Origin of the sequence: Paraburkholderia acidisoli, from assembly GCF_009789675.1 — a bacterium.
Classification (GTDB): Bacteria; Pseudomonadota; Gammaproteobacteria; order Burkholderiales; family Burkholderiaceae; genus Paraburkholderia; species Paraburkholderia acidisoli.
This window is the reverse complement of sequence record NZ_CP046914.1, coordinates 566,179-589,237: the sequence shown is the minus strand read 5'-3', so window position 1 is coordinate 589,237 and position 23,059 is coordinate 566,179. Positions and strand designations below refer to the sequence as shown.

Genomic DNA, 23,059 nt, shown 5'->3' with positions numbered 1-23,059 from the left:
GTCGTAACATGTCGTCACGCGCGAGCGCGATCCGCTCGCGCGTTCGTACCGGCAACACACACGACCTGGCGACATGGCCGCATTCTCTCTGACCCGATCCCTCGCCCACTTCGCGGCATATGCGCAGGCCGCGCACTGGAGCGTCGCTTGAGCACGCGCGAACTGCCCACGGGGCTCATGCTCGTGCACGGCAATCAGCCCGAGCGCATGCGCGATCTGATCGTGCACTGGATTCGCCAGAATCCGCTCGCGCCGCTCGAGAAAGAAATGTTTCTCGTGCAGAGCAACGGCATTGCCCAATGGCTCAAGCTCGCATTCGCCGCCGACCCGGCGCAGGGCGGCGTGGGCATTGCGGCCGCGCTCGAAATGTCGCTGCCGTCACGCTTTCTCTGGCAGGTCTATCGCGCCGTGCTCGGCAACGAAGCGGTACCGGCCGTATCGCCGTTCGACAAATCGCGGCTTACCTGGCGTCTCATGCGCATGCTGCCCGCGCTGCTCGACGAGCCCGGCTATGAGCCGCTCAAGCGCTTCATGGCGCACGACGAGGACCAGCGCAAGCGCTTCCAGCTCGCGCAGCGCGTGGCCGACTTGCTCGACCAGTATCAGGTGTATCGCGCCGACTGGCTGGCCGCCTGGGCCGCCAACGAAGACGTGCTGATCGACGCGCGTCACCAGCGCAGCGCATTGCCCGACGACGCGCGCTGGCAAGCCGCGCTGTGGCGCGCGCTGCTCGCCGACGTGAGCGCGCAGGGCGACGATGGCATCGGGTTGCGCGACACGGGTCGCGCCGCCGTGCATGAAGCGTTCATGGCGCGCGCCGAAGCCTGGCAGGACGGCGGCGCGCGTCCCGCCGGCTTGCCGCGCCGCCTCGTGGTGTTCGGCATTTCGAGCCTGCCGCGACAGTCGGTGGAAGTGCTCGCGGCCATGTCGCGCTGGAGTCAGGTGCTGATGTGCGTGCACAACCCCAGCATGCATTACTGGGCCGACATCATCGCGGATCAGGATTTGTTGCGCGCGCAACATGCTCGCCAACGGCGCCGCGCGGGCTCGCCCGTGCAACTCGATGAATCGCAACTGCATCTGCATTCGCAGCCACTGCTTGCGGCGTGGGGCAAGCAGGGCCGCGACTTCATCGGCCTGCTCGACGAATACGATAGCGACGAAGCGCGCGAAACCTATACGCCGCATTTCACGCGCATTGGCCAGCGTATCGATTTGTTCGAAGGCGAAGAGGCCCACACGCTGCTCGCGCAGTTGCAGGACGATATTCGCGACTTGCGCCCGCTCGGCGAAACGCGAACCCACTGGGAACCGGTGGACGCGCAGCACGACGAATCCATTCGCTTTCATGTGGCGCACAGCGCGCAACGCGAGGTGGAGATCCTGCACGACCGGCTGCTTGCCGCATTTGCCGAGGATCCCACGCTGCGGCCGCGCGACATCATTGTGATGGTGCCCGATATCGAAGTCTATGCGCCGCATATTCAGGCCGTATTCGGCCTGCTCGACGGCGACGATCCGCGCAGCATTCCGTTCAGTGTCGCCGACCGCGCACAGCGTGCATTCGATCCGCTGATCGCCGCGCTCGAAATGCTGCTCGCCCTGCCGTACTCGCGCGTCACGGTCAGCGACGTGCTGGATCTGCTCGAAGTACCGGCGGTGCGCAAGCGCTTTGGCATCGACGTGGAAGACGTGCCCACGCTGCGCAACTGGATCGACGGCGCGAATATTCGCTGGGGTTTGCACGCGCAACAGCGCGCGAGCCTGGGCCTCCCGCAAGCCGATGAATTGAGCGCACCGAATAGCTGGGCGTTCGGGCTGCGTCGCATGCTGCTGGGTTATGCGGCGGGCGAGCGCGCCGAGGCGTGGCGCGGCATCGAACCGTTCAGCGAGATCGGTGGACTCGATGCGGCATTGCTTGGCCCGCTTACGCGCTTGATCGACGCGCTCGACCACGCCTGGCGCACGCTGCGCGAACCCGCTACGGTGGAAGTCTGGTGCGAGCGTTTGCGCGCGCTGAAAGCCGCGTTTTTCGTGGCCGACGACGGTGAAGACGCGTTCACGCTCGACCGTCTCGACGGTGCGTTGGAAACCTGGCGCGAAGCCTGCGACGAAGCGGCGCTCGCGGACGCGTTGCCGCTCGCCATCGTCGCCGAAAACTGGATGACCGCGCTCGAAGGCGGCGGTCTGTCACAGCGCTTCTTCGCGGGCGCTGTCACATTCGCCACGCTCATGCCAATGCGCGCGATTCCGTTTCGCCGCGTGTGCCTGCTCGGCATGAACGACGGCGACTATCCGCGCAGCCGCACGCCGCTCGACTTCGACCTGATGCGCCGCGATTATCGGCCGGGCGACCGCTCGCGTCGCGAGGACGATCGCTATCTGTTTCTGGAAGCACTGCTCTCCGCGCGCGATCATTTGCACGTGTCGTGGATCGGTCGCAGCGTGACCGACAACACGCCGCGGCCGCCTTCGGTGCTGGTGGGACAGTTGCGCGATCATCTGAACGCGGGCTGGCGGCTGCCCGACGACGACGGTCGCGCGCTGCTCGATGCGTTGACGATCGAACATCGTCTGCAACCGTTCAGCGCAGACTATTTTCCCGCGCATCCCGAGCACGCCACGCTTTATACCTATGCGCGCGAGTGGAACAGTCCCGCGCCGCAGCCAAACGAGCCCGCTTCGTTCGAGCCGCTGAGCGCGCCCGAACGCGACGAGCCGCTGACCCTTCGCGAACTCGGCGACTTCCTGAGCAATCCCGTACGGAGCTTCTTCCGGCAGCGCTTGCGCGTGGCGTTCGAGAGCGAAGATGCGGCGAGCGAGAATCACGAACCGTTCGAGGTCGATGCGCTACAGGCGTGGCAACTGCAGGGCGAATTGATCCGCGCGCAAATCAAGGCGATGGAGCGTGGCGAAAGCGATCTCGAACCGGCGGCCCTCGCGCGCCTCGAACGGATGCATCGCAGCGGCGATCTCGCTACGGGCGGCTTTGGCGAAGTGGACGGCGAAGCGTTGCTCGCGCCCATGCCCGAACTGTTCGCCGAGTATCGCAAGGCGCTGGCGCGCTGGCCCGACCCGCTCGAGCATCAATACGATATTCGTCTCGATGCTTCGCGCGACGGCCGCCTGCTCACGATCGACGATTGGCTCGACGATCTGCGCGTGGGCCCGGACGGCTCGCTCGGCCGCGTGCTGCTCGATCCGGGCACGCTCATCAAGGACAGCCGTTATCGCGGTGACCGTCTCGTGCCGTACTGGGTCGCGCACGTGGGGGCCCAGCTCGCGGCGGGCGCCGTGACCACAGTGATCGTGAGCAAGGTTGGCGTGGCGGAGTTCGCCCCCCTCGATCCGCAGGTGGCGCGCGCGTGGCTGCTGGCGCTCGTCGATGCATGGGACGAAGGCGCGCGCAGGCCGCTGCCACTCGCCGTGAAGACCGCGTTTGCGTGGCTGCGCAAATTGCCGGACACGTTCGATGGCACGCGGGCCTCGGTGCCCGTGGAAACCTGGGATGCGGCCCGTGCCGCTTACGAAGCCAGCGGCCGCGTGATGGGCGAGCGCGATACGAATGCGTATTTGCGCCGCGCGTTCCCCGACTTCGACACGCTGGCCGCTCACGACGAATTCATGACGCTCGCCACGACACTGTTGCTGCCCGTCTATCGCGCGCCGCTGGCCTCCACGCGTGCGCAGCGTGCATCGGGCGAAGGAGAGGCCGCATGAACGCGCTCGATAACATGGACGCGCTGGTCCTCGATCCGCTGCGGTTTCCGCTGTACGGCAGCCGGTTGATCGAAGCGAGCGCGGGCACGGGCAAGACCTTCACGATCGCCATGCTCTATGTGCGGCTCGTGCTCGGTCACGGCGCCTTGAATGCCGATGCCGATGCCGATGACCTCCCCGGCAACGCCGGTCTGTTCGGTGCATCGCGTACGTCTGGCCGCGCGCTCACGCCACCCGAAATTCTGGTCGTGACGTTCACGGACGCCGCCACCAAGGAGCTACGCGAGCGTATTCGCGCGCGCTTGATCGAAGCCGCCGAATGCTTCCGCGCGGATGCGGACGACGTGCCGTTTCTCGCTCCGGGGCAGGACCTGTTGCACGACCTGCGCGAGGACTATCCGCCGGAGCAATGGCCCGCCTGTGCGCGCCGCTTGCAACTCGCGGCCGAATGGATGGACGAGGCCGCGGTCTCGACCATTCACGGCTGGTGCAATCGCATGCTCAGCGAGCATGCGTTCGACAGTGACAGCCTGTTTTCGCAAACGCTCGAAACCGATCAGACGGAATTGCGCGCGGAAGTCGTGCGCGATTACTGGCGCACGTTCATGGCGCCGCTCGACGCGCGATGCGCGGCCGAAGTCCGCGACTGGTTCGCAAGCCCCGACGCGCTCCATCGATCGCTGCGCGGATTGCTCGCGCACGCAGACCTGTTACCAGACGCACGCGAACCGCAAGCGGCGTTGCTCGACGCGCGCGCGCAAGCGCAAGCCGAACTCGCTGCGTTGAAGGCACCGTGGCGCGTGTGGATCGACGAGGTCGAAGCGCTGTTGAACGCTGCGCGTGCCGCGAAGCAGTTCAACGGCGCGAAGCTCAAGACGAATCACAGCGAAGCGTGGCTCGGCAAGTTGCGCGATTGGGCGAATACCCCCGAGATGGCGCATCCCGGGTTCGACGACAAGGCGGCCGTCTGGACGCGCCTGACGCCCGCTGGACTCCAGGAAATCTGGAAGGGCGAGGCGCCGGCGCATCCCGCGTTCGTTGCGATGGAAACGTTGCGCGAGTCGCTGGCCTCGCCCACGCAGGCGAAGCAGGAGGTGCTGTGTCACGCGGCGCGCTGGATTGCACGACGTTTCGAGGAAGAGGAGGCGCGCCGCTCGCAGATGGGCTTCGACGATCTGCTCACGCGTTTGCTGGCCGCGCTGAAACGCGAGAACGGGCCGCGTCTTGCTGAGATCATCCGCAAGCAATATCCGGTTGCGTTGATCGACGAGTTCCAGGACACAGACCCGGTTCAGTATCAGATTTTCGATTCGGTCTACCGTATCGCGTCGAACGACATCGATACGGCAATCGTCTTGATCGGCGATCCGAAGCAGGCGATCTACGCGTTTCGCGGTGCCGACATTTATACCTATCTGCAAGCGCGGCGTGCGTGCGAGGGGCGTCTCTATACGCTGAAAAAGAATTTCCGCTCCACGCGCGCCATGGTCGACGCGGTCAACCGTTGCTTCGACGCGGCAGAGTCGCGGTCCCAAGGCAGCGGTGCGTTTCTGTTTCGGAGTGCCGACGGCCAGGAGAATGCGCTGCCGTTCGTCGCCGCCGACGCGAATGGCCGTCCCGAGACGCTGGTCGCAGCGGGCCAGCCGCTCGGGGCGCTCAACATCTGGCGTTTGCCCTCCGCGACGGATGGCAAGCCGCTCAGCAACAAGGCCTATTTTGCGGGGATGGCCGCGAGTTGCGCGACGGAAATGGTGCGTCTGCTCAACCTCGGTCTGCACGGGGAGGCAGGCTTCGAAAGCGAGCGGGGCTTGCGCGCGCTGCAACCGGCCGACATGGCCGTGCTCGTGAACAATCGCGAGGAAGCGCGCGCGATTCGCGAGGCGCTGGCTTTGCGCGGCGTGCGCAGCGTGTATCTTTCCGACCGCGACTCGGTGTACCAAACGCCGCAAGCGGACGAACTGCGCTACTGGCTGGCCGCGTGCGCGGAGCCCGACGACGGCCGGCTCGTGCGTACGGCACTGGCGAGCGCGACGCTCGGCCTCTCGTGGGCCGAACTCGACGCGTTGGGCCGCGACGAACTCGCCTGGGAAGCGCGCGTGCTGCAATTTCGCGGCTATCGCGAGTGCTGGCGCAAGAAGGGCGTGCTGCCCATGCTGCGGCGTCTCTTCAACGACTTTCACGTGCCGCAGCGTTTGCTTGGCGAATCCGCGAGCGCAGGTCTCAATGGCGAACGCGCGCTGACCAATCTCCTGCATCTCGCCGAGTTGCTCCAGCAGGCGAGCACGCAACTCGACGGCGAGCACGCGCTGATTCGCTACCTCGACGAACAACGCGAGGACGAGAGTGCGGGCGGTGGCGGCGACGCGCGGCAATTGCGGCTCGAAAGCGACGCGGGACTCGTTCAGGTCGTGACGATCCATAAGTCGAAGGGGCTGGAATATCCACTCGTGTTCCTGCCGTTCGCGTGCGCGCACCGCGCGGTGAAACCCGACGACATGCCGTTCAAATGGCACGACGAAGCGGGGCGGCTCCGCGTCACGCTCGAAGCCGATGCGCACGTGCTGCATCAGGCGGACCGCGAACGCCTGGGCGAGGACTTGCGCAAGCTTTATGTGGCGCTCACGCGCGCGCGCTACGCCACGTGGATCGGTTATGCGGCGGTCTCGGATGTCGAGGGCAGTGCGTTCGGATATCTGCTCAACGGCGGGGCGGCGATTGCCGGTGAGGAGACCGAATCATTGCTCGATGCGTTGCGCGGACCGTGTGCCGACATCGCCGTCTCGTCCGCGCCGGAGCCGGCTCGTGATGTGCTCGCGTTGCGCGACACGGGCGTGCAGCGTGGCCACGCGCGCACAATGGCGTATCGCGAACGCGAGCGTTGGTGGATCGCGAGTTATTCGAGTTTGAAGACCGTCGAAGCGTCGATAGGCGAAGGCGTTCCCGTCGAAGTGGACGAGTCGCGCGGCGCGCCCGATACGCGCGGCGAAGACGTGTTCCTCGAACTGCTCGACGCGAGCATGCCGCCTGACGAAGACGACGGGTACGGCAGCGGCGCGGAAATGCGGGTCACGCCCGCGCTCGCGCCGATGCACGGTTTCGAACGCGGCGCGGACGCGGGCAGCTTTCTGCACGAACTCATGGAGTGGGCCGCCGACGAAGGCTTCGCGAACATCGTGAAAGCCGACGCGCGCGAGACGGTGCGCGATATGGTCGCGCGCCGCTGCAATGTGCGCGGCTGGTCGCATTGGATCGACACCCTGACCGACTGGCTGATCGAACTCGCGAGTACGCCGCTTCGTCTGCCCGATATCGACGACGAGCCCGTTACGCCGGTGGCGTTGCAATCGCTCGAATCAACGTCGTATATGGCCGAAATGGAGTTCTGGGTCACGGCGCGTTCGGTCGATACGCTCGAACTCGATCAGCTCGTCACCGCCATGACACTCGATAGCGAAGCGCGTCCCGCACTCGACGCCGCACAACTGAACGGCATGCTCAAAGGCTTTATCGACCTCGTGTTCGAGCACGAAGGACGTTATTACGTGGCCGACTACAAGTCGAACTGGCTCGGCCCCGACGACGCGTCGTATACGTCCGCGAAAATGCGCGCGCAGATTCTGCATTCACGCTATGAACTGCAATACGTGCTGTATTTGTTCGCGCTGCATCGATTGCTGAAATCGCGCTTGCCGGACTACGAGTACGAGCGCCATATCGGCGGCGCCGTGTATTTGTTTTTGCGCGGGGGACGCTCGCAAGGGCAAGGCTTGCATTGCGAGCGACCGCCGCGCGAATTGATCGACGCGCTCGATGCACTCTTTGCCCATGGCGATGCGCTGGAGAAGCTGGCATGACAAAGCGCCGTACATCAACGCAAGGGCAGCCAGGACAGATCGGCGTGACGGGCGATTTGTTCGCGGACCTCGATCTGCCCGATTCGGCCGCAGCGTCCGACGCAATTCAAGTTGCACAGACCATGCCGCATGCGTCGCGCGAATCGGCCACGCAGATGTTGAGCGTGCTCGATCATTGGGTCGAGCGCGGCTGGTTGCGCACGCTCGATGCGGCGTTCGCGCGATTCCTCTGGACCGAGGTGCCGCACAGTGCGCCGTTGTTGTTGCTCGCGGCCGCGCTCGCGAGCCATCAACTCGGGCGCGGCCACGTCTGCCTCGATTTGCAGGCAACGCTCGACGATCCCACCTTCGCGCTCTCGTTGCCGCCCGACGGGCCGCAAATGCTGGCTGCCGTGCCCGCGCAACCGCCCGCCGAGGTGCTGGCGGGCGTGACGCTCGCGCAATGGCAGGCGGCGCTCGCGGCGCCGGATCTGGTCGCGCTAGAGGCTGCCGGCGCGGCGGCCAACACGCCGCTCGTGCTGGCCGGTACGCGTCTTTATCTGCGGCGCTACTGGCAATACGAGCAAGACGTGCGCGCGGGCATCGAGCGACGCCTCGCGCGCGGCGCGCAACTCGAAACGGCGTTGCCGCTCGACATGGCGCGCGCCACGCTTGACGCGCTGTTCGCACCGTCCGCGCAGAAGAAGCCGGGCACTACGCGCGCGGACTGGCAAAAGCTGGCGTGCGCGCTCGCGGCGCGCAGCGCGTTCAGCATCGTGACGGGCGGGCCGGGCACGGGTAAGACGACCACCGTCGTCAGGTTGTTGGCACTCCTGCAGACCTTGGCACTCGGCCGCGCGAGCGGCGCGGCCCATGAGACGAGCGCGAGGCCGTTGCGCATTCGTCTCGCGGCGCCTACCGGCAAAGCGGCGGCGCGGCTGAACGAGTCGATTGCGGGAGCGGTCGAGCGATTGCCGTTCGACGCGTTGCAATCGCATGTCGATTCCAATGCGCTGCGCAAGGCGATTCCCACGGTCGTGACCACGCTGCATCGCGTATTGGGCACACGTCCCGGTAGCCGCCGGTTTCGCCATGACGCCGCGAATCCGTTGCCGGTGGATGTGCTGGTGATCGACGAAGCCTCGATGGTCGATCTCGAGATGATGGCCGCCGTGCTCGATGCGCTGCCGCCTTCGGCACGGCTCATTCTGCTCGGCGACAAGGACCAGCTCGCGTCGGTGGAAGCGGGCGCCGTGCTCGGCGAACTCTGCGATCGCGCGCGCGAAGGTCACTACACGGAAGCAACGCGTGCGTGGCTCGAAGCGGCTACGGGCGAACATATTGATGCCGCGATGCTCGACGCGCACGGCTTGCCGCTCGATCAGGCGATCGCGATGCTGCGCGAAAGCCATCGCTTCGCTGCGGATAGCGGTATCGGCGCCTTGTCGGAATTCGTCAACGCGGGCGATGCCGTGGGCGTCGCGAAGATCTGGGCGCGCGGTTACGCCGATCTCGCACGCATCGTGTGCCCGGCCGCCGACGACGGCGCGCTGCGCGCGCTGATCGTCGATGGACGCGCGGGCGAAACGCACGACGCGCGTCGCCAGGGTTATCGGCACTATCTCGACACGATGCACGCCACGCGCCCGGAAGCCGGCGCCGCCCCGAATGCGCTCGGCGCGTGGGCCGCAGGCGTGCTCGCGGCCCACGGTGCGTTTCAGCTGCTATGCGCGTTGCGGCGCGGGCCGTGGGGCGTGGACGGACTCAATCGCCGCGTCGCGCGGCTGCTGCACGAAGAAGGGCTGATCGAGCCGCGCGGCGACTGGTATGCCGGGCGACCCGTGCTCGTCACGCACAACGACTACGAACTCGGTCTCATGAACGGCGATATCGGTATTGCGCTCGACTTGCCCGTAGCGCCCGGCGAGCCGCCGGTGTTGCGCGTGGCGTTCCCGGCCGGAGACGGGTCGGGCGGCGTGAAGTGGGTGTCGCCGAGCCGCTTGCAAGGCGTCGAGACCGTGTTCGCGCTCACGGTCCATAAATCGCAGGGCTCGGAGTTCACGCACGCCGCGCTCATGTTGCCCGACACGTTCAGCCCGATCCTGACGCGCGAACTCGTCTACACCGGCATCACGCGCGCGCGTGCGTTTCTCACGCTCGCCGTACCCGAGGGACGCTCTGTGCTCGACCGCGCGGTGCAGTCGAAAGTGCAGCGCGCGAGCGGCCTCATGGCGGGACTCGTGAGCGATGCGCGGCGCGAATCGTTGCCGGCCTGAGGTCGGCACGCATCGACAAAAAGGCCGCATATCGCGGCCTTTTTTGTTCCAGCGGGTACGCGAGGGAAGCGTACTTAGACGATCGTCAGCGTGACGTCGATGTTGCCGCGCGTGGCGTTCGAGTACGGGCACACGATGTGGGCCTTGTCGACGAGCGCCTGGGCGGCCGCGCGGTCCATGCCCGGCAGCGAGATCTTCAGTTCCACTTCGATACCGAAGCCGTTCGGGATCTGGCCGATGCCGACGTTGCCCGTGATCGACAGATCCTGGGGCAGGGCGATCTTGTCGCGCGCCGAGACGAACTTCATCGCGCCGATGAAGCATGCGCTATAGCCTGCTGCGAACAGTTGTTCCGGGTTGGTGCCGTCGCCGCCCGCGCCGCCGAGTTCGCGCGGCGTGGTGAGCTTGAGGTCGAGGTTGCTGGCGGGGATCACGGCACGGCCGTCGCGACCGCCGGTAACGTTGGCTTCGGCGCGGTAGAGGACTTTTTCGATCGACATGACAGGCTCCTTGTTGAGCAAAAACGTGAATTGGAAAAACAGTTCGGTACGGCTTGTTCTGCGGTGCGACCGGCAACGGTGCGCACAAACGATTCCAGCTGAAACAAACTACATCTATTTCTGGATAGTGGGCTGACCAGCACACGAGTTCATCCTGGCGCCACCAACCCTGATCTTCCAGCTATCTATCAGAAGATAGATAAAACGGCCCAAATAAATGGGGCGGCGGACCACCCCGGCTTGCGTGATTCAATACCTCATCGAGCCACGCGCCACATGGCTTCGACATCTTCGAGCCGCGACTTCGTATGAAACAGGCGGCTTGCCAGCACACTGCCCTGGAGCGCGGCAAACAGCGTGCGCGCCGCGCTTTCGGGGTCGCCTTTCACGATCAGCGTGCCTTCCTTCGCACCTTGCGCCAGCACACTGGCGAGCCAGCTTTCGTTGGCGTTGAAGAAGGCCTGTACTGCTTGCCGCACGGTCTCGGGCAGCGACTCGATGTCGGCGGCGAGCATGCCGCATAGACAAATCTGATCGCCATCGCCCAACGTTTTGCCGAACAGCTTCGTGTACGTTGCCAACTTGTCGCGCGCCGGCAGCGCGGGATCGACCGACTGCAAACCCACCATTACCGCGTCGCTGTACTGGTTCACGGCTTCGAGCACCAGATCGTCCTTCGACGGAAAGTAATAGTGGATGCTCGACGTCTTCACTCCCACCAGCGTAGAGAGGTCGCGGTAGCTAAAACCGTTGTAGCCCCGCAGCATCATTAACGTAATGGCGTGGTCGAGAATCTGTTCCCGCACCGTCAACTTCGTTTCCATGAGTCGTACTTTATCTACTGGAAGATAGATTGTCAAGCGTCGATGCAAATAAGTGCATCACATGCAGTGCAGGCGGCTCAGTGCAGATCGTTGGCCGCCGCGATAGTGCCAAGGGCACCGGCAATCGAATGCCGGTGCCCTTGGCCTTTGTGCACATGATCCATTACAGGCCGCGATGTCCCGCGCTCACGATGAGGCGCAGGCCGAGCGCGGCAATGGCCGTTGCGGCCACGCGGTCGATGCCGCTTTTCGCGCGCAGATACAGGTCGCGCGGGCGCTGGCTGGAAAAGCACAGTGCGACCACGCAATACCAGCCGGTTTCGATCGCAAACAAGAGCGGCGGCAGCGCGAAATAGCACCACAGCGGCGGATGCTGCGGTAGCAGCGCAACGAAAATGCTGCCGTAGGCCACGGCCGTCTTCGGGTTGCTGAGTTGCGTGGTGAGACCGCTCCAGAACGACCGGCCGGGACGCGCATCGGGCGCGTGGCTCTTGTCGACCGTCACGGGTTGACCGGCTCCGCGCCAGATGCGCGAGGCGATGTAGAGCAGATAGACGCCGCCCGCGATCTTCAGCGCGGCGTACAGCCAGGCGACCGTGGCGAGCAAGGTGTAGAGACCCGCGAGGGCGATGCCGGAGAAGCAGATCGCGCCCGCTCCCATGCCAAGCGCAGTGGCGACGCCGTCGCGCCGCGAGAGGCCGATCGAATTACGCGCGACGAGCACGAAGCTCGGTCCCGGACTCATGGCGCCGAGCAGGACGGCGGCGAGAATGCTGGCTACGGCGGCAACGGGCGACATGGCGGCGGCTCCTGAAAGGATGAGGGGACTCGAAAAACACGTACACGCGGTGTGTTTCCGCACGGCTACCCACCGCGACACCAACTCGTTGGCGAACTGCCCGGTTGAACCGCCCGGTTGAACCGCCTTTATCTCGAACGTTCGCGCTCGACGTGCTGGGCGTTCCAGAATTTCAGCAGCATGCGGGTTTGTTCGGCAATGCTCGTCTTCAAGAACTCAGCGTTTTGCGCGTCGATGTCGTGCCATCCGAGCATCGCGAGCGTCGAGCGCCGCGCGAGATGGAACAGCAGAAATTGGCCATACAGACTGAACATGCGCACGACGGTGATGGGGTCTTGCGCTGAGGTACCCGTGATGCGTTCGAGCAGGTCGACGTTGATCTTGTTGAGCGGTCCGCGAATGCGTTCCTGCAGAATCATCGAACCGATCTCGGGTTCGCCGCCGCTTTGTTCGCGCGCGAAAAAAAGGCGCTGGTCCGGTTCGTGGTGCTTCACGAAAGTGCGATCGGCCACGCACATGAGGATGTCGATGAAGGCGTCGATGAGCGCTTCGGCGCTGGCTTGCGTGGCAAGCACCGCACGCGCGCGCAGCACGGCGGGTTCGAAGGCCTGCCAGGCTTCGTCCGCGATCCATTCCGCGCAGGCGCGATAGAGGCCTTCCTTGTTCTCGAAGTAGTACTGCAGCGCCGGAGCGTTGACGCCCGCGCGCGCGGCGATGTCGCGCGTGGACGCACCTTCGAAGCCTTCGCGCCCGAACAGTGCGATTGCCGCCTCGATGATCTTGCGGCGCGTTTCGTCGCCGCGTGCGTAGCCCCCTTCAGGCGATCGCCGCAGTCTTTTCCCTTCGCTCATGCATTTTCCTTCATAGCCGAGACTCAATATAACACTTGACACAATTGTTCCGAGTGGAATAATTCTGCCAACTGGAATAAATTTGAGATTACAAACATGTCAACGACTGCAGGTGCACCCGGCCGCGACGTTCCCGAAGCCGCCGCTGCGCCGAAGAAGCGCGGGGCGAAACGTCCGATTCTGATCGTACTCGGCCTCGTGGCGCTCGTCGCCGCGGCGATTTGGGGTGGGCACTGGTGGCTGGTCGGGCGGTTCATCGAATCGACCGACGACGCCTATCTTCAAGCCGATAGCGTGACCATCGCGCCGAAGGTGAACGGTTATGTCACGGACGTCTACGTGGCCGACAACCAGACTGTGAAGGCCGGCGATCCGCTCGTGAAGCTCGACGCGCGTCAGTACCAGGTCGCGCTGGAACAGGCGCAGGCCACGGTGGATGCGCGTAGCGCCGACATCGAACACGCGCAGGCGCAGATCGAACAGCAGCGCGCGAATATCGCGCAGTCCGAGGCGCAGCAGCAGGTCGCGCAAGTGAGCCTGCGCCATGCGCGCGACGAGGTCGCCCGCTACGCGCCGCTCGCTGCCACGGGTGCGGAAACCACCGAGCATCTCGCCGAACTCACGAGCACGCGCGATCAGGCGCAGGCCACGCTCGCGGCCGATGCCGCCGCCGTGACCGCCGCGCGTTCGCAGATCGCCGCGCTCAACGCACAGCTCTCGCAAGCACGCGCGCAACTCGAAGCCGCTCGCGCGAGCGCCGCGCAATCGCAGCTGGATCTCGACAACACCGTGGTCAAGAGCGCGCTCGCGGGACGCGTGGGCGATCGCACGGTGCGCGTGGGCCAGTACGTGCAGCCCGGCACGCGCATGCTGACCGTCGTGCCCGTGCAGCAGACCTACCTCACGGCCAACTTCAAGGAAACGCAGATCGGCCGCATGCGCGTGGGCCAGCCCGTGGAATTGCGCGTCGACGCCTTGCCGGGGCATACGCTGCACGGCGTGGTCGACAGCTTCTCGCCGGGTACGGGCGCGCAATTCGCGCTGCTGCCGCCCGAAAACGCCACGGGCAACTTCACGAAGATCGTGCAGCGCGTGCCGGTGCGAATCCGCCTGCAAACCGGGCCGGAAACGCGCAGCGTGCTGCTGCCGGGCATGTCGGTGACGGTCGATATCGATACGCGTTCCGCCCGCGAAGACGATCGCCGCATCGAACAAGAGAATCATCGTGGCTGAGGCGACCCAGGCTCCGGCGCCGCATCCGCACGGCGAACGCGCGAGCGCGGCCGACTGGATCGCGGTCGCGGCAGGCGCGCTCGGCGCACTGATGGCCACGCTCGACATCTCGATCACGAATTCGGCGCTCCCGCAAATTCAAGGCGAGATCGGCGCAACGGGCACGGAAGGCACGTGGATCTCCACGGGCTATCTGATGTCCGAGATCGTGATGATTCCGCTTGCGGCGTGGCTCACACGGGTGTTCGGACTCCGAAATTTCCTGCTCGCCAATTCGGCGCTCTTCATCGCCTTTTCGATGATGTGCGGCTGGTCCAGCACGCTGGGCGTGATGATCGCCGGCCGCATCGGCCAAGGTTTCACGGGCGGCGCCATGATCCCGACGGGGCAGACCATCATACGCACGCGGCTGCCGCTCTCGCAGTTGCCTATCGGCATGACAGTGTTCGGCTTGATCGTGTTGCTGGGTCCATTGCTCGGGCCCGTGGTCGGCGGCTGGCTCGCCGAGAACATTAGCTGGAGCTGGTGCTTCTTCATCAACCTGCCCGTGTGTCTCGCGCTCATTACGCTGCTCGTGGTCGGGCTCGACGCCGACAAGCCGCACTGGGAAGCGTTCTTCAAAGCCGATTGGCTGGGCATTACGGGGCTCGCGGTGGGCCTCAGTTCGCTGACCGTGGTGCTCGAAGAAGGGCAGCGCGAGCGCTGGTTCGAATCCGACTACATCGTCTCGCTCACGTGGGTGTCGCTCGCGGGCATGGTGCTGATCGCCATTTCGCAGTTCACGGCGAAGCGGCCCATCTTGCGGCTCGCGCTCATGCGCAACCTGCGCTACGCAAGCGTGATCGTCATCGTGTTCGCGGTGGGCGCGGGGTTGTACGGCATTTCGTATTTGCTGCCGCAGTTCCTGAGTCTGGTCGCCGGCTATAACGCCGAGCAGTCAGGCGCGATCATGCTGCTCTCGGGGCTGCCCGCGTTCCTGATGATGCCGATTCTGCCGCGCCTGCTCGGCAAGGTGGATTTTCGCGTGCTCGTGGTGAGCGGCTTGATGCTGTTCGCGCTCAGTTGCATGCTCGACATTTCACTCACGGCGCAGAGCGTGGGCCACGACTTCGTGTGGTCGCAACTCATACGCGGCGCCGCGCAGATGTTGGCGATGATGCCGCTCAATCAGGCGTCGATGGCGACCGTTTCGCGCGAGGATTCCGGCGATGCCGCAGGGCTTTACAACATGGCCCGCAATCTCGGCGGTTCGGTGGGTCTCGCGATCATCGGCACGTTGATCGATCGGCGCGAAACGTACCACACGGCGGTGCTGCGCGAATCGGTTAGCGCCAATTCGCTGATCGGGCAGGAGCATCTCGCTTCCGGCGCGGCCAACTGGTTCGCGCAAACGGGCGACATGGCGTATTCGCAGATGCGCTCGCTCGGACAGATTGCCTCGCAGATCCAGGTGCAATCGATGGTTATCACGTACTCCGAAACATTCTGGGTGCTCGGCATCGCATTGCTGGCCTGTGTGCCGCTTGCGCTGTTGCTCAAGAATCCGAAGCCGGGCGCGAAGGCGCCGTCCGCAGGTCACTGACGTTTTTCTCTATCCATGACGGCAACCCGTTTTTCCCGTTTTCCGCTCGCACCGTTGGGCGCTTCGTTGACCGCGTTCGCGGCGGCCTGCATGCTGGCCGCCTGCACGGTCGGCCCCGATTATCGCGGCGCACCCACGGTCGCGCCCGAAGCCGCGAGCGCGGCAACCTTCGTGCGTACGCCCGCGCAAGGCGTGACGCCCTCGCATGCGCCGAGCGAATGGTGGCTCGCGCTGAACGATCCGCAACTCGACACGCTGATTGCCGCCGCGTTCGCACACAACCCCGACTTGCGCGCGGCGCAGGCGCGACTGCGCGAGTCGCGCGCGCAATTGCAGCAGCAGCGTGCGGCCGAATTGCCGAAGGTCGGTGCGAGCGCGGCGGCGTTGCGCATGCGCGAGCCCGATTTGAGCGGCCTGACTTCGTCGTCGAGCAACAGCAGTTCGGGACAGAGCGATGGCAGCAGCCAGAGCGCTTCGTCGGGGCGCGGCCCGCTGACGTTCTACACGACGGGCTTCGACGCCTCGTGGGAACTCGATCTGTTCGGCGGCACGCGCCGCGCGGTCGAGGCCGCCACCGAGGAATCGGAAGCGGTCCATGCCGATCTTTCGGATACCCAGGTATCGCTGGCGGCCGAAGTCGCGCAGGCCTATATCGACTTGCGCGACCAGCAGCAGCGCCTCGCGATCGCGCAGCATACGGCCGAGTTGCAGGAGCAGATGCTCACGCTCACCGCGCAGCGCCGCGCGGGCGGCACGGCAGCGGAAGTGGACGTACAGCGCCTCACCACCCAGGTCGAGAACACGCGTTCGACGCTCACGCCGCTGGCGGCGCAGGTGGAAATCTCGCTCGACCAACTCGCGGTGCTCACGGGCAAGGCGCCCGGTGCGCTCGACGCGGAACTCTCGCCGCTCAAGCCCTTGCCCACGATGCCCGCCACGGTGGCGGTGGGCGATCCCACGACCCTGCTCGCGCAGCGCCCCGATATTCGCGCGGCGGAACGCCGGCTTGCCTCGAGCAACGCGCAGATCGGCGAGCACATCGCCGACTTTCTGCCCAAGCTCACGTTGTACGGCGACCTCGGCTTCAGCGCCGCCGATCCGGGCCACCTGATGCGCAAGAGCAATTTCAGCTGGCTGGGTGTGCCGTATCTGCAGTGGAACCTGTTCGATTTCGGCCGCACGTTGGGTGCGGTGCACGGCGCGGAAGCGTCGCGCGACGAGGCCGAGGCGCGTTACGAAAAAGCCGTGCTCGCGGCGCTGCAGGATGCGAACGCATCGCTGTCGCGTTACGGTTATCAGCGCGAGCATCTCGTGACCTTGCAGAAGGTGCAGACCTCGGCGGAACGGTCGGCGACACTCATGCGGCAGCGCTATCGCGCGGGGGCGTCGAGCCTCGTCGATCTGCTCGACACGCAACGCGCCGAATTCGTCGCCCAGCAAGACGTGGTCTCGGGGCAGGCGGAATTGCTCAAGGACTTCGTTTCGCTGCAGAAGAGCCTCGGTCTCGGCTGGCGTACCACGACGCCGGGTTAAGCACTTTAGTTCATCGGCATCAGCATTACCGCGACTCGGTCTGCGCGCACGCGTAAGGCCGGGTCGCGACTCCCTCCTCGCGCGGTCGAAACCGGCACCGCAATGCATTGCGCCCCGCTCTCACGCACGTTGCCCAGATAGTGGGTAATCGCAAAACCGCAACCGTCGAACGCAGTGGAAAACGGGTAAACGCCAGGCATTTCCGCCGATAAATCCAGAACGTCGCTCCTTTCGCACTGCTATTCTGTTCCGTGGAGACGAGTACAGGGAGCACTACCAAAAAAGCCGGACGCATTATTTTGCCGATCCGGCAACCGGATGCAGAGTCCAGGGAGGAGGCATGAAGCTGAAGAAGGCCATCGACCGCATTCCAGGCGGCCTGATGCTGGTGCCGCTGCTGTTAGGCGCCTGCGTGCATACGTTCGCGCCCGGCGCGGGCAAGTACTTCGGTTCGTTCACCAACGGTTTGATCACCGGCACCGTGCCGATTCTCGCGGTGTGGTTCTTCTGCATGGGCGCGACCATCGACCTGCGCGCCACCGGCACGGTGCTGCGCAAGTCGGGCACGTTGCTCGTCACCAAGATGATCGTGGCCTGGATCGCGACGCTCGTCGCGGCGCATTTCATTCCCGTGGATGGCGTCAAGGCCGGTCTGTTCGCCGGGCTTTCGGTGCTCGCGATCACCACGTCGATGGACATGACCAACGGCGGTCTCTACGCGGCCGTGATGCAGCAATACGGCACGAAGGAAGAGGCCGGCGCGTTCGTGCTCATGTCGATCGAATCGGGGCCGCTCGTCAGCATGCTCATTCTCGGCGCAACGGGCGTGGCGTTTTTCGAACCGCGCCTGTTCGTCGGCGCTGTGTTGCCGTTTCTCGTCGGCTTCACGCTGGGCAATCTCGATCACGAACTGCGCGAGTTGTTCGGACGTTGCGTGCATCCGCTGATTCCGTTCTTCGGCTTTGCGTTAGGCAACGGCATCGACCTCAACGTGATCGTCACGAGTGGCATCCCGGGCGTGTTGCTGGGCTTCGGCGTGATCGTCGTGACCGGCATTCCGCTGATTCTCGCCGATCGCTGGCTCGCGGGCGGCAACGGCGCGGCGGGTCTCGCGGCGTCCTCCACGGCGGGCGCGGCGGTGGCGAATCCGGCCATCATCGGCGAGATGATTCCGCGCTTCAAACCGCTCGTGCCCGCGGCCACGGCCATGGTCGCCACCGCGTGCCTCGTGACAGCGATTCTCGTGCCGATCCTCACGGCACTCTGGGTGCGCCGTCGCGCGGCCCGCGACGCGCTCCTGCAGGAACTCATGGAGCCGCCGGCATCGCCTATCGCGGGGCGCGACGCGCACGTTTGAATTCCCGCGAGTTCATTCGAACCGAAAATAGTCAGCCGCGTGTCTCGCCTCGCGTCATGCTGGCGAGCACGCCGTCGCGACGGATCAGCGCGTGAAAGAGGGCGGCGGCCAGATGCAGCAGGACCGTCGCGAACAGCACCAGCGCGAGCCACGTGTGCGCGTTGCGTAGCCACGCATAGAGCGTAACGTCGTGCGGCGCGATCGGCGGCAGATGCACGCCGCTGAACAGCACCACGGGATAGCCGGCCGCCGAGAGCATCGACCACCCGATCAACGGCATCGCGATCATCAACGCATAGAGTGCGAGATGCGAGGCGTGCGCGCCCACGCGCTGCCACGCGGGCAGATCCGCGGGCAAATGCGGCGCGCCGCACACCAGCCGCACAACGAGCCGGACGAGCACGAGCATCAGCAGCGCAATGCCGAGCGGTCGATGCAGCATCAGCAGACTGTTGTGCAGCCGCGAAACCGTCGAAACCATGCCTACGCCGACGAACAGCATTGCGATGATCAGGACTGCCATCGACCAATGCAGGGCGCGTTGTGGCGCGCTGAAGTGTGATAGCGATCGCTTCATGGCTGCGCGCCCTCATGTGACGGCGCCTGCTGCGCTTCTTCGCGCGTGCGCCGGTTGAACGAAACGGAATAGGCGGCGGAGCGCGCGGCGAGCAACGGATCGTCGGAAGGCTTGAGGCCGTCCGGCAGAATGGTCGGGTCGTAATTCACGTCGCGACATTGGCCGTTGCTTTGCGGCTCGGCATGCTGGAGCACGAGCGTGCCTGCGTCGATACGTTCGCGGTCGGCCGGCCACGCTTGGGTGGCGTTGTCGGTGGGGTCGCCGGGCGCGGCGACCGTGAGCACGAGATGCCAGCGTAACGGGCCTGTGGAAAGGCGCGCATTCAGGTCGTCGGCGAGGAAATCGGGATCGCTCTTTTGCGCCGCGGTCTGCGGCGCATACGCGACCTCCGGCACCGTTTCCCAACGCACGGCGTGTGTGCGGCCCGCGGCGTCGGTGGCGACGAAGGCATTGACGCTGTAGAACGCCGTATTCGCGAAGCTCGACGAAGACGGGTGCCCCTTGAGCCAGTTGCGAAACGGTAGTGTCTCCGGATTCGCCTTGAAAAACGCGTCGAGTTTCGCGGGGTCGGGCTTGCCGGTCGCGGGATCGGGTTTCGAGGCAACGAGCTGTTGATAGAACTGCTTCGGCGTGCGAACGATGAAGATCGGCGTGGAGTTCATGCCCGTGCGCCACTGCTCGCCGTCGTGCAGCTGAAACAGCAGCGCCATGCTGCGGACCGGCGAACTTGCGTCGGGCATGGCGGGGTTGCTGCCCGGAATCGCAAAGCGCCCGATCACGGGCGTGCTGCCCGGCGCGAACACGGCCGCGCGCGAGATGCGTGCACCGTTGCCGTTGCTCTCGAACGTGCCTTCGAGGCACAGACCTTTCGCATGATTGCGCCGATAACCCGCGTGAATGCCGTAGTTCGACTCGAACGTGTCGACGATATGCGGTGCGCTTAGGTGTCGGGGCGTGAGCCAGCCGGCGGTCCACGCGAAGGCCGCGCCCGCGCAGCCCACCACGGCGGCAATCGCCGCGAGCCGGCACGGCACGCAAATCGGTGCGCGATTCATGACGTGCCTCCCGCGCGGGTCACAGCGCGTGGGGGTGACGTCGATAATGAAGCAGTGGACACGGTTGGCATGGTCGATCCAGTCAATGGCGCGAGGGCCGTTACTGGCGTCAACACGCGCGCAGGCGATCTATTCCCGCCAATGCGCGTAGGATCGGCGAAATAGTGTGACTGCGGTGCGAAGGAGGGAACGATGCTGACCGGCGGTTGTGCATGCGGCAAAGTCCGCTACCAGATTTCGTCCGATCCGATTCACAACACGATCTGCCATTGCGTGGATTGCCGCCGTGCTTCGGGCGCGCCGTGCGTCGGTTGGATCACGATACGTGACAGCGATTTCCGGATGGTTGCGGGCGCAACGAAATCGCGTGAGTCGAGTCCGGGTGTGGCGCGCGCGTTCTGCGCGAGTTGCGGCACGCCCGTCACGTACCGGCATGCGGCGTTCGCGGGCGAGGTCGATGTCGCGACCGGCACGCTCGATCGCCCCGAGGCGGCGCCGCCGCGCGATCACACCTGGGTCTCGCAGAAGCTGGCGTGGCTGCAGATTGCCGATGGCTTGCCGCAGTATCCGCGTGCACTTCCCGAGACATGAGCGAACGTCAGCGAGTGCAGAAACCGCACTTTGATGCGTTGCACGATATTGCACATCGACATAAAAAACGGCGCCCGAAGGCGCCGAAACATTGCGAGGAGAAAATGAGAACGGTTAAAAGCCGCGCTTAGCTCAGTTGCGTGACCGGCACGACGGCGGCCGGATCGCTAATGCTCGGCTTGCCGTTTTCGACGTGGCCTGCGAAGCGCCAGGCGAACGTGCTGTCGTCGCGGTTCGTGACCGTAAGGTCGTACCAGTGATGGCTCGACGCGAGCACCCAGGCTTCCTCGATGCGCGCGCCGGCCGGCACGAGCACGGTGCGTTCGATAGCGCCGTAGGCGTTGTCGTTCACGTTGAGGCGGGCGATGCCGCCGCCCGTGTTCGCGAAGCGCAGGAACAGGTTGCCGTTGGCCACGTCGTAGTGCGCGGTCACGACCGGGTGCGGCGCACCCGTGAGCTTGCCCAGCAAGCCGCCGCCTTGCGACGAAGGCGTGGCCGTGCCTGCGAAGCGGCGCACGAAGCCGTTCGGGCCGTGCACTTCGAAGGCATAGACGCCATTGGTTACGGTGAGGTCCCACGTATCGTCCACGGACTTGCCGGCTTCGACCGTGTAGCGCCACGGGCCGTCGCTGCGGTTCGTGCCGTACACGTAGAAGTGCGCGCCCTGGCGGCCCGTGTTCGCGAACGTGATTTGCAGCGTTTTCTTTTGCGCGTCGGGATGCGCGTTCACGTGCAACTCGTAGGGCAACGCGCGCGCATAGCGCACGCCGGATTCTTGCGGGTCGATGGGCGTGGGCGTGGCCGGCACCGTGGGCGCGGCGTTGGCCGAGCACTGATTGTCGGCGAGCGACATGTAGTTGCTCGTGTCGGGCAGCGTGGGCATCGACGCATCGGGCGTGCGGAAATCGAAGCACGTGGTGAGGTCGCCGCACACCGCGCGACGCCATGCGGTGATGTTCGGTTCGTGCACGCCGAAACGTTCTTCGATGAAGCGAATCACCGAGGTGTGGTCGAACACCTGCGAGCAGACGAAGCCGCCCTTGGTCCACGGCGAAACCACCGTCATCGGCACGCGCGGGCCGAGACCGTACGGCAGGCCGTCGGCGGTGTACGAGCCGCCACGGCCCGGATTGACGACGTCGTGAATCTCGCCGTCCGTGCTCACGGTCGACTTGCCTTGCGTCGAGGTCGTGGGCGGCTGCGGCGGCACGATGTGATCGAAGAAGCCGTCGTTCTCGTCATACATGATGAAGAGCACGGTCTTGCTCCACACCTCGGGGTTCGACGTGAGCGCGTCGAGAATCTGCGAGGTGTATTCGGCGCCGTACGCGGGCGTGTATTTCGGATGCTCGGAGAACGCGGCGGGCGGACACAGCCAGGAGACTTGCGGCAGGTTGTTCGCCTGCACGTCGGCCTTGAGGTCGGCGATCGTGCGCACGGTCTGTGCGCGCTGATACAGCGCCGAACCCGGCTGCGCATTGATGAAGTTCGTGAAGTTCTGCAGGATGTTGGTGCCGTAGTTGCCGTTGAGCGGATCGTTGCCGTTCGTGCCTTGCTGATAGATCTGCCACGAGATTCCGGCCGCCTGCAGACGCTCGGGATACGTGGTCCACGAGAGCAGTTGATAGCTGGGCGGCACGTCGCCGTCCACGAAGTCGTTGTTGTCGAGCAGCGGGCCGCCCATCGTGCCGCTCGGATCGACCATGCCGGTCATCAGGTACGCGCGGTTCGGGTGCGTCGGGCCGGGCAGCGAGCAGAAGTAGTTGTCGCACACGGTAAAGGCATCGGCGAGCGCGTAGTGGAACGGAATGTCGGCGCGCAGGTAATAGCCCATCGTCATGTCGGTCTTGTACTGCGGCCACTGATTGTGCGCGCCGTTATTGATGGCGTAATGCGTGGGATACCAGTTGTGATCGAGATCGCCCACGCATTGCGCGCTGGTCGTGAACGTGTTGAGGTGGAACGGCAGGACGGGCTTCGTCGCATCTTCCTTTGAGGGCTGATACCAGATGGGCGCGCCGCCCGGCAGCGGGATCGGCAAGCGGTCGTTATACCCGCGCACACCGCGCATATGACCGAAGTAATGGTCGAACGAGCGGTTCTCCTGCATGAACACGACAATATGTTCGATGTCGCGAATCGAGCCCGTGCGCGAATTTGCAGGAATGGCGAGCGCATTGCGGATCGACTCGGGGAACACGGTCATCGCGGCGGCGGCGGCGCCCGACGACGCAACGGTTTGCAGGAAACGACGACGGCTGTTTGAAGTCATTGTTGTCCACCTGTCTGCATAAAAGTTTAATTTGGAATGCTTAACGATAAAAAAAT

15 protein-coding genes are annotated in these 23,059 nt (G+C 65.0%); 8 read left to right on the top strand and 7 right to left on the bottom strand.

Annotated features, from left to right (window positions below; all coding sequences use genetic code 11):
* The first annotated feature begins 147 nt into the window (after positions 1–147).
* From recC to recD, 3 genes are read left to right on the top strand one after another with little or no spacing between them, the layout of a single operon-like run.
* Positions 148–3,720 carry an exodeoxyribonuclease V subunit gamma gene (gene recC / locus FAZ98_RS16890; RefSeq protein WP_233272789.1) on the top strand — a complete coding sequence of 1,191 codons (3,573 nt, stop codon included), beginning with the start codon at positions 148–150 and terminating at the stop codon, positions 3,718–3,720.
* Positions 3,717–7,574: an exodeoxyribonuclease V subunit beta gene (gene recB / locus FAZ98_RS16885; protein WP_158952455.1), complete on the top strand. Its 3,858-nt coding sequence runs from the start codon at positions 3,717–3,719 to the stop codon at positions 7,572–7,574. The genes recC and recB overlap by 4 nt, the downstream gene beginning before the upstream one ends.
* Positions 7,571–9,829, top strand: coding sequence for an exodeoxyribonuclease V subunit alpha (gene recD / locus FAZ98_RS16880; protein ID WP_233272788.1), 2,259 nt, complete (start codon positions 7,571–7,573; stop codon positions 9,827–9,829). Before recB ends, recD begins: the two co-directional genes overlap by 4 nt.
* A gap of 74 nt (positions 9,830–9,903) precedes the next feature.
* On the opposite strand, the gene FAZ98_RS16875 is transcribed toward recD, so the two are convergent.
* The 4 genes from FAZ98_RS16875 to FAZ98_RS16860 form a co-directional block, all read right to left on the bottom strand.
* Positions 9,904–10,329 (bottom strand): organic hydroperoxide resistance protein, encoded by a 426-nt coding sequence (locus FAZ98_RS16875; protein ID WP_158952454.1) that lies wholly within the window; start codon positions 10,327–10,329, stop codon positions 9,904–9,906.
* Positions 10,330–10,586: 257 nt separating this feature from the next.
* Positions 10,587–11,153 (bottom strand): TetR/AcrR family transcriptional regulator, encoded by a 567-nt coding sequence (locus FAZ98_RS16870; protein WP_158952453.1) that lies wholly within the window; start codon positions 11,151–11,153, stop codon positions 10,587–10,589.
* A gap of 163 nt (positions 11,154–11,316) precedes the next feature.
* Positions 11,317–11,952, bottom strand: a complete 636-nt coding sequence (locus tag FAZ98_RS16865) for a LysE family translocator (RefSeq protein ID WP_158952452.1) — start codon at positions 11,950–11,952, stop codon at positions 11,317–11,319.
* Between the two features lie 128 nt (positions 11,953–12,080).
* The gene (locus FAZ98_RS16860) at positions 12,081–12,803 is read right to left on the bottom strand and encodes a CerR family C-terminal domain-containing protein (RefSeq protein WP_158952451.1); all 723 of its coding nucleotides are present in this window, start codon (positions 12,801–12,803) and stop codon (positions 12,081–12,083) included.
* A gap of 96 nt (positions 12,804–12,899) precedes the next feature.
* Here FAZ98_RS16860 and FAZ98_RS16855 point away from each other — a divergent pair, with 96 nt between their 5' ends.
* From FAZ98_RS16855 to kdgT, 4 genes are all read left to right on the top strand, one after another.
* Complete coding sequence (locus FAZ98_RS16855) at positions 12,900–14,036, top strand: HlyD family secretion protein (RefSeq protein ID WP_158952450.1); 1,137 nt, start codon at positions 12,900–12,902, stop codon at positions 14,034–14,036.
* Positions 14,029–15,618 (top strand): MDR family MFS transporter, encoded by a 1,590-nt coding sequence (locus FAZ98_RS16850; protein ID WP_158952449.1) that lies wholly within the window; start codon positions 14,029–14,031, stop codon positions 15,616–15,618. The genes FAZ98_RS16855 and FAZ98_RS16850 overlap by 8 nt, the downstream gene beginning before the upstream one ends.
* 15 nt (positions 15,619–15,633) lie before the next feature.
* Positions 15,634–17,151, top strand: a complete 1,518-nt coding sequence (locus tag FAZ98_RS16845; RefSeq protein ID WP_158952448.1) for an efflux transporter outer membrane subunit — start codon at positions 15,634–15,636, stop codon at positions 17,149–17,151.
* Between the two features lie 340 nt (positions 17,152–17,491).
* A complete protein-coding gene (kdgT, locus tag FAZ98_RS16840; protein WP_158952447.1) occupies positions 17,492–18,508 on the top strand; it encodes a 2-keto-3-deoxygluconate transporter in 1,017 nt (338 codons plus the stop codon).
* Positions 18,509–18,539: 31 nt separating this feature from the next.
* Here the strand turns inward: kdgT and FAZ98_RS16835 are convergent, their stop codons facing one another.
* Together FAZ98_RS16835 and FAZ98_RS16830 are read right to left on the bottom strand one after the other, a co-directional pair.
* Positions 18,540–19,085 carry a cytochrome b gene (locus tag FAZ98_RS16835; RefSeq protein WP_158952446.1) on the bottom strand — a complete coding sequence of 182 codons (546 nt, stop codon included), beginning with the start codon at positions 19,083–19,085 and terminating at the stop codon, positions 18,540–18,542.
* Positions 19,082–20,140 (bottom strand): catalase family peroxidase, encoded by a 1,059-nt coding sequence (locus tag FAZ98_RS16830; protein ID WP_158952445.1) that lies wholly within the window; start codon positions 20,138–20,140, stop codon positions 19,082–19,084. Before FAZ98_RS16830 ends, FAZ98_RS16835 begins: the two co-directional genes overlap by 4 nt.
* Positions 20,141–20,332: 192 nt before the next feature.
* Between FAZ98_RS16830 and FAZ98_RS16825 the strand changes: the two genes are divergently transcribed.
* Positions 20,333–20,731, top strand: coding sequence for a GFA family protein (locus tag FAZ98_RS16825; protein WP_158952444.1), 399 nt, complete (start codon positions 20,333–20,335; stop codon positions 20,729–20,731).
* A 127-nt stretch (positions 20,732–20,858) separates the two neighbouring features.
* On the opposite strand, the gene FAZ98_RS16820 is transcribed toward FAZ98_RS16825, so the two are convergent.
* Positions 20,859–23,003 carry a phosphocholine-specific phospholipase C gene (locus FAZ98_RS16820; protein ID WP_158952443.1) on the bottom strand — a complete coding sequence of 715 codons (2,145 nt, stop codon included), beginning with the start codon at positions 23,001–23,003 and terminating at the stop codon, positions 20,859–20,861.
* Positions 23,004–23,059: the final 56 nt, after the last annotated feature.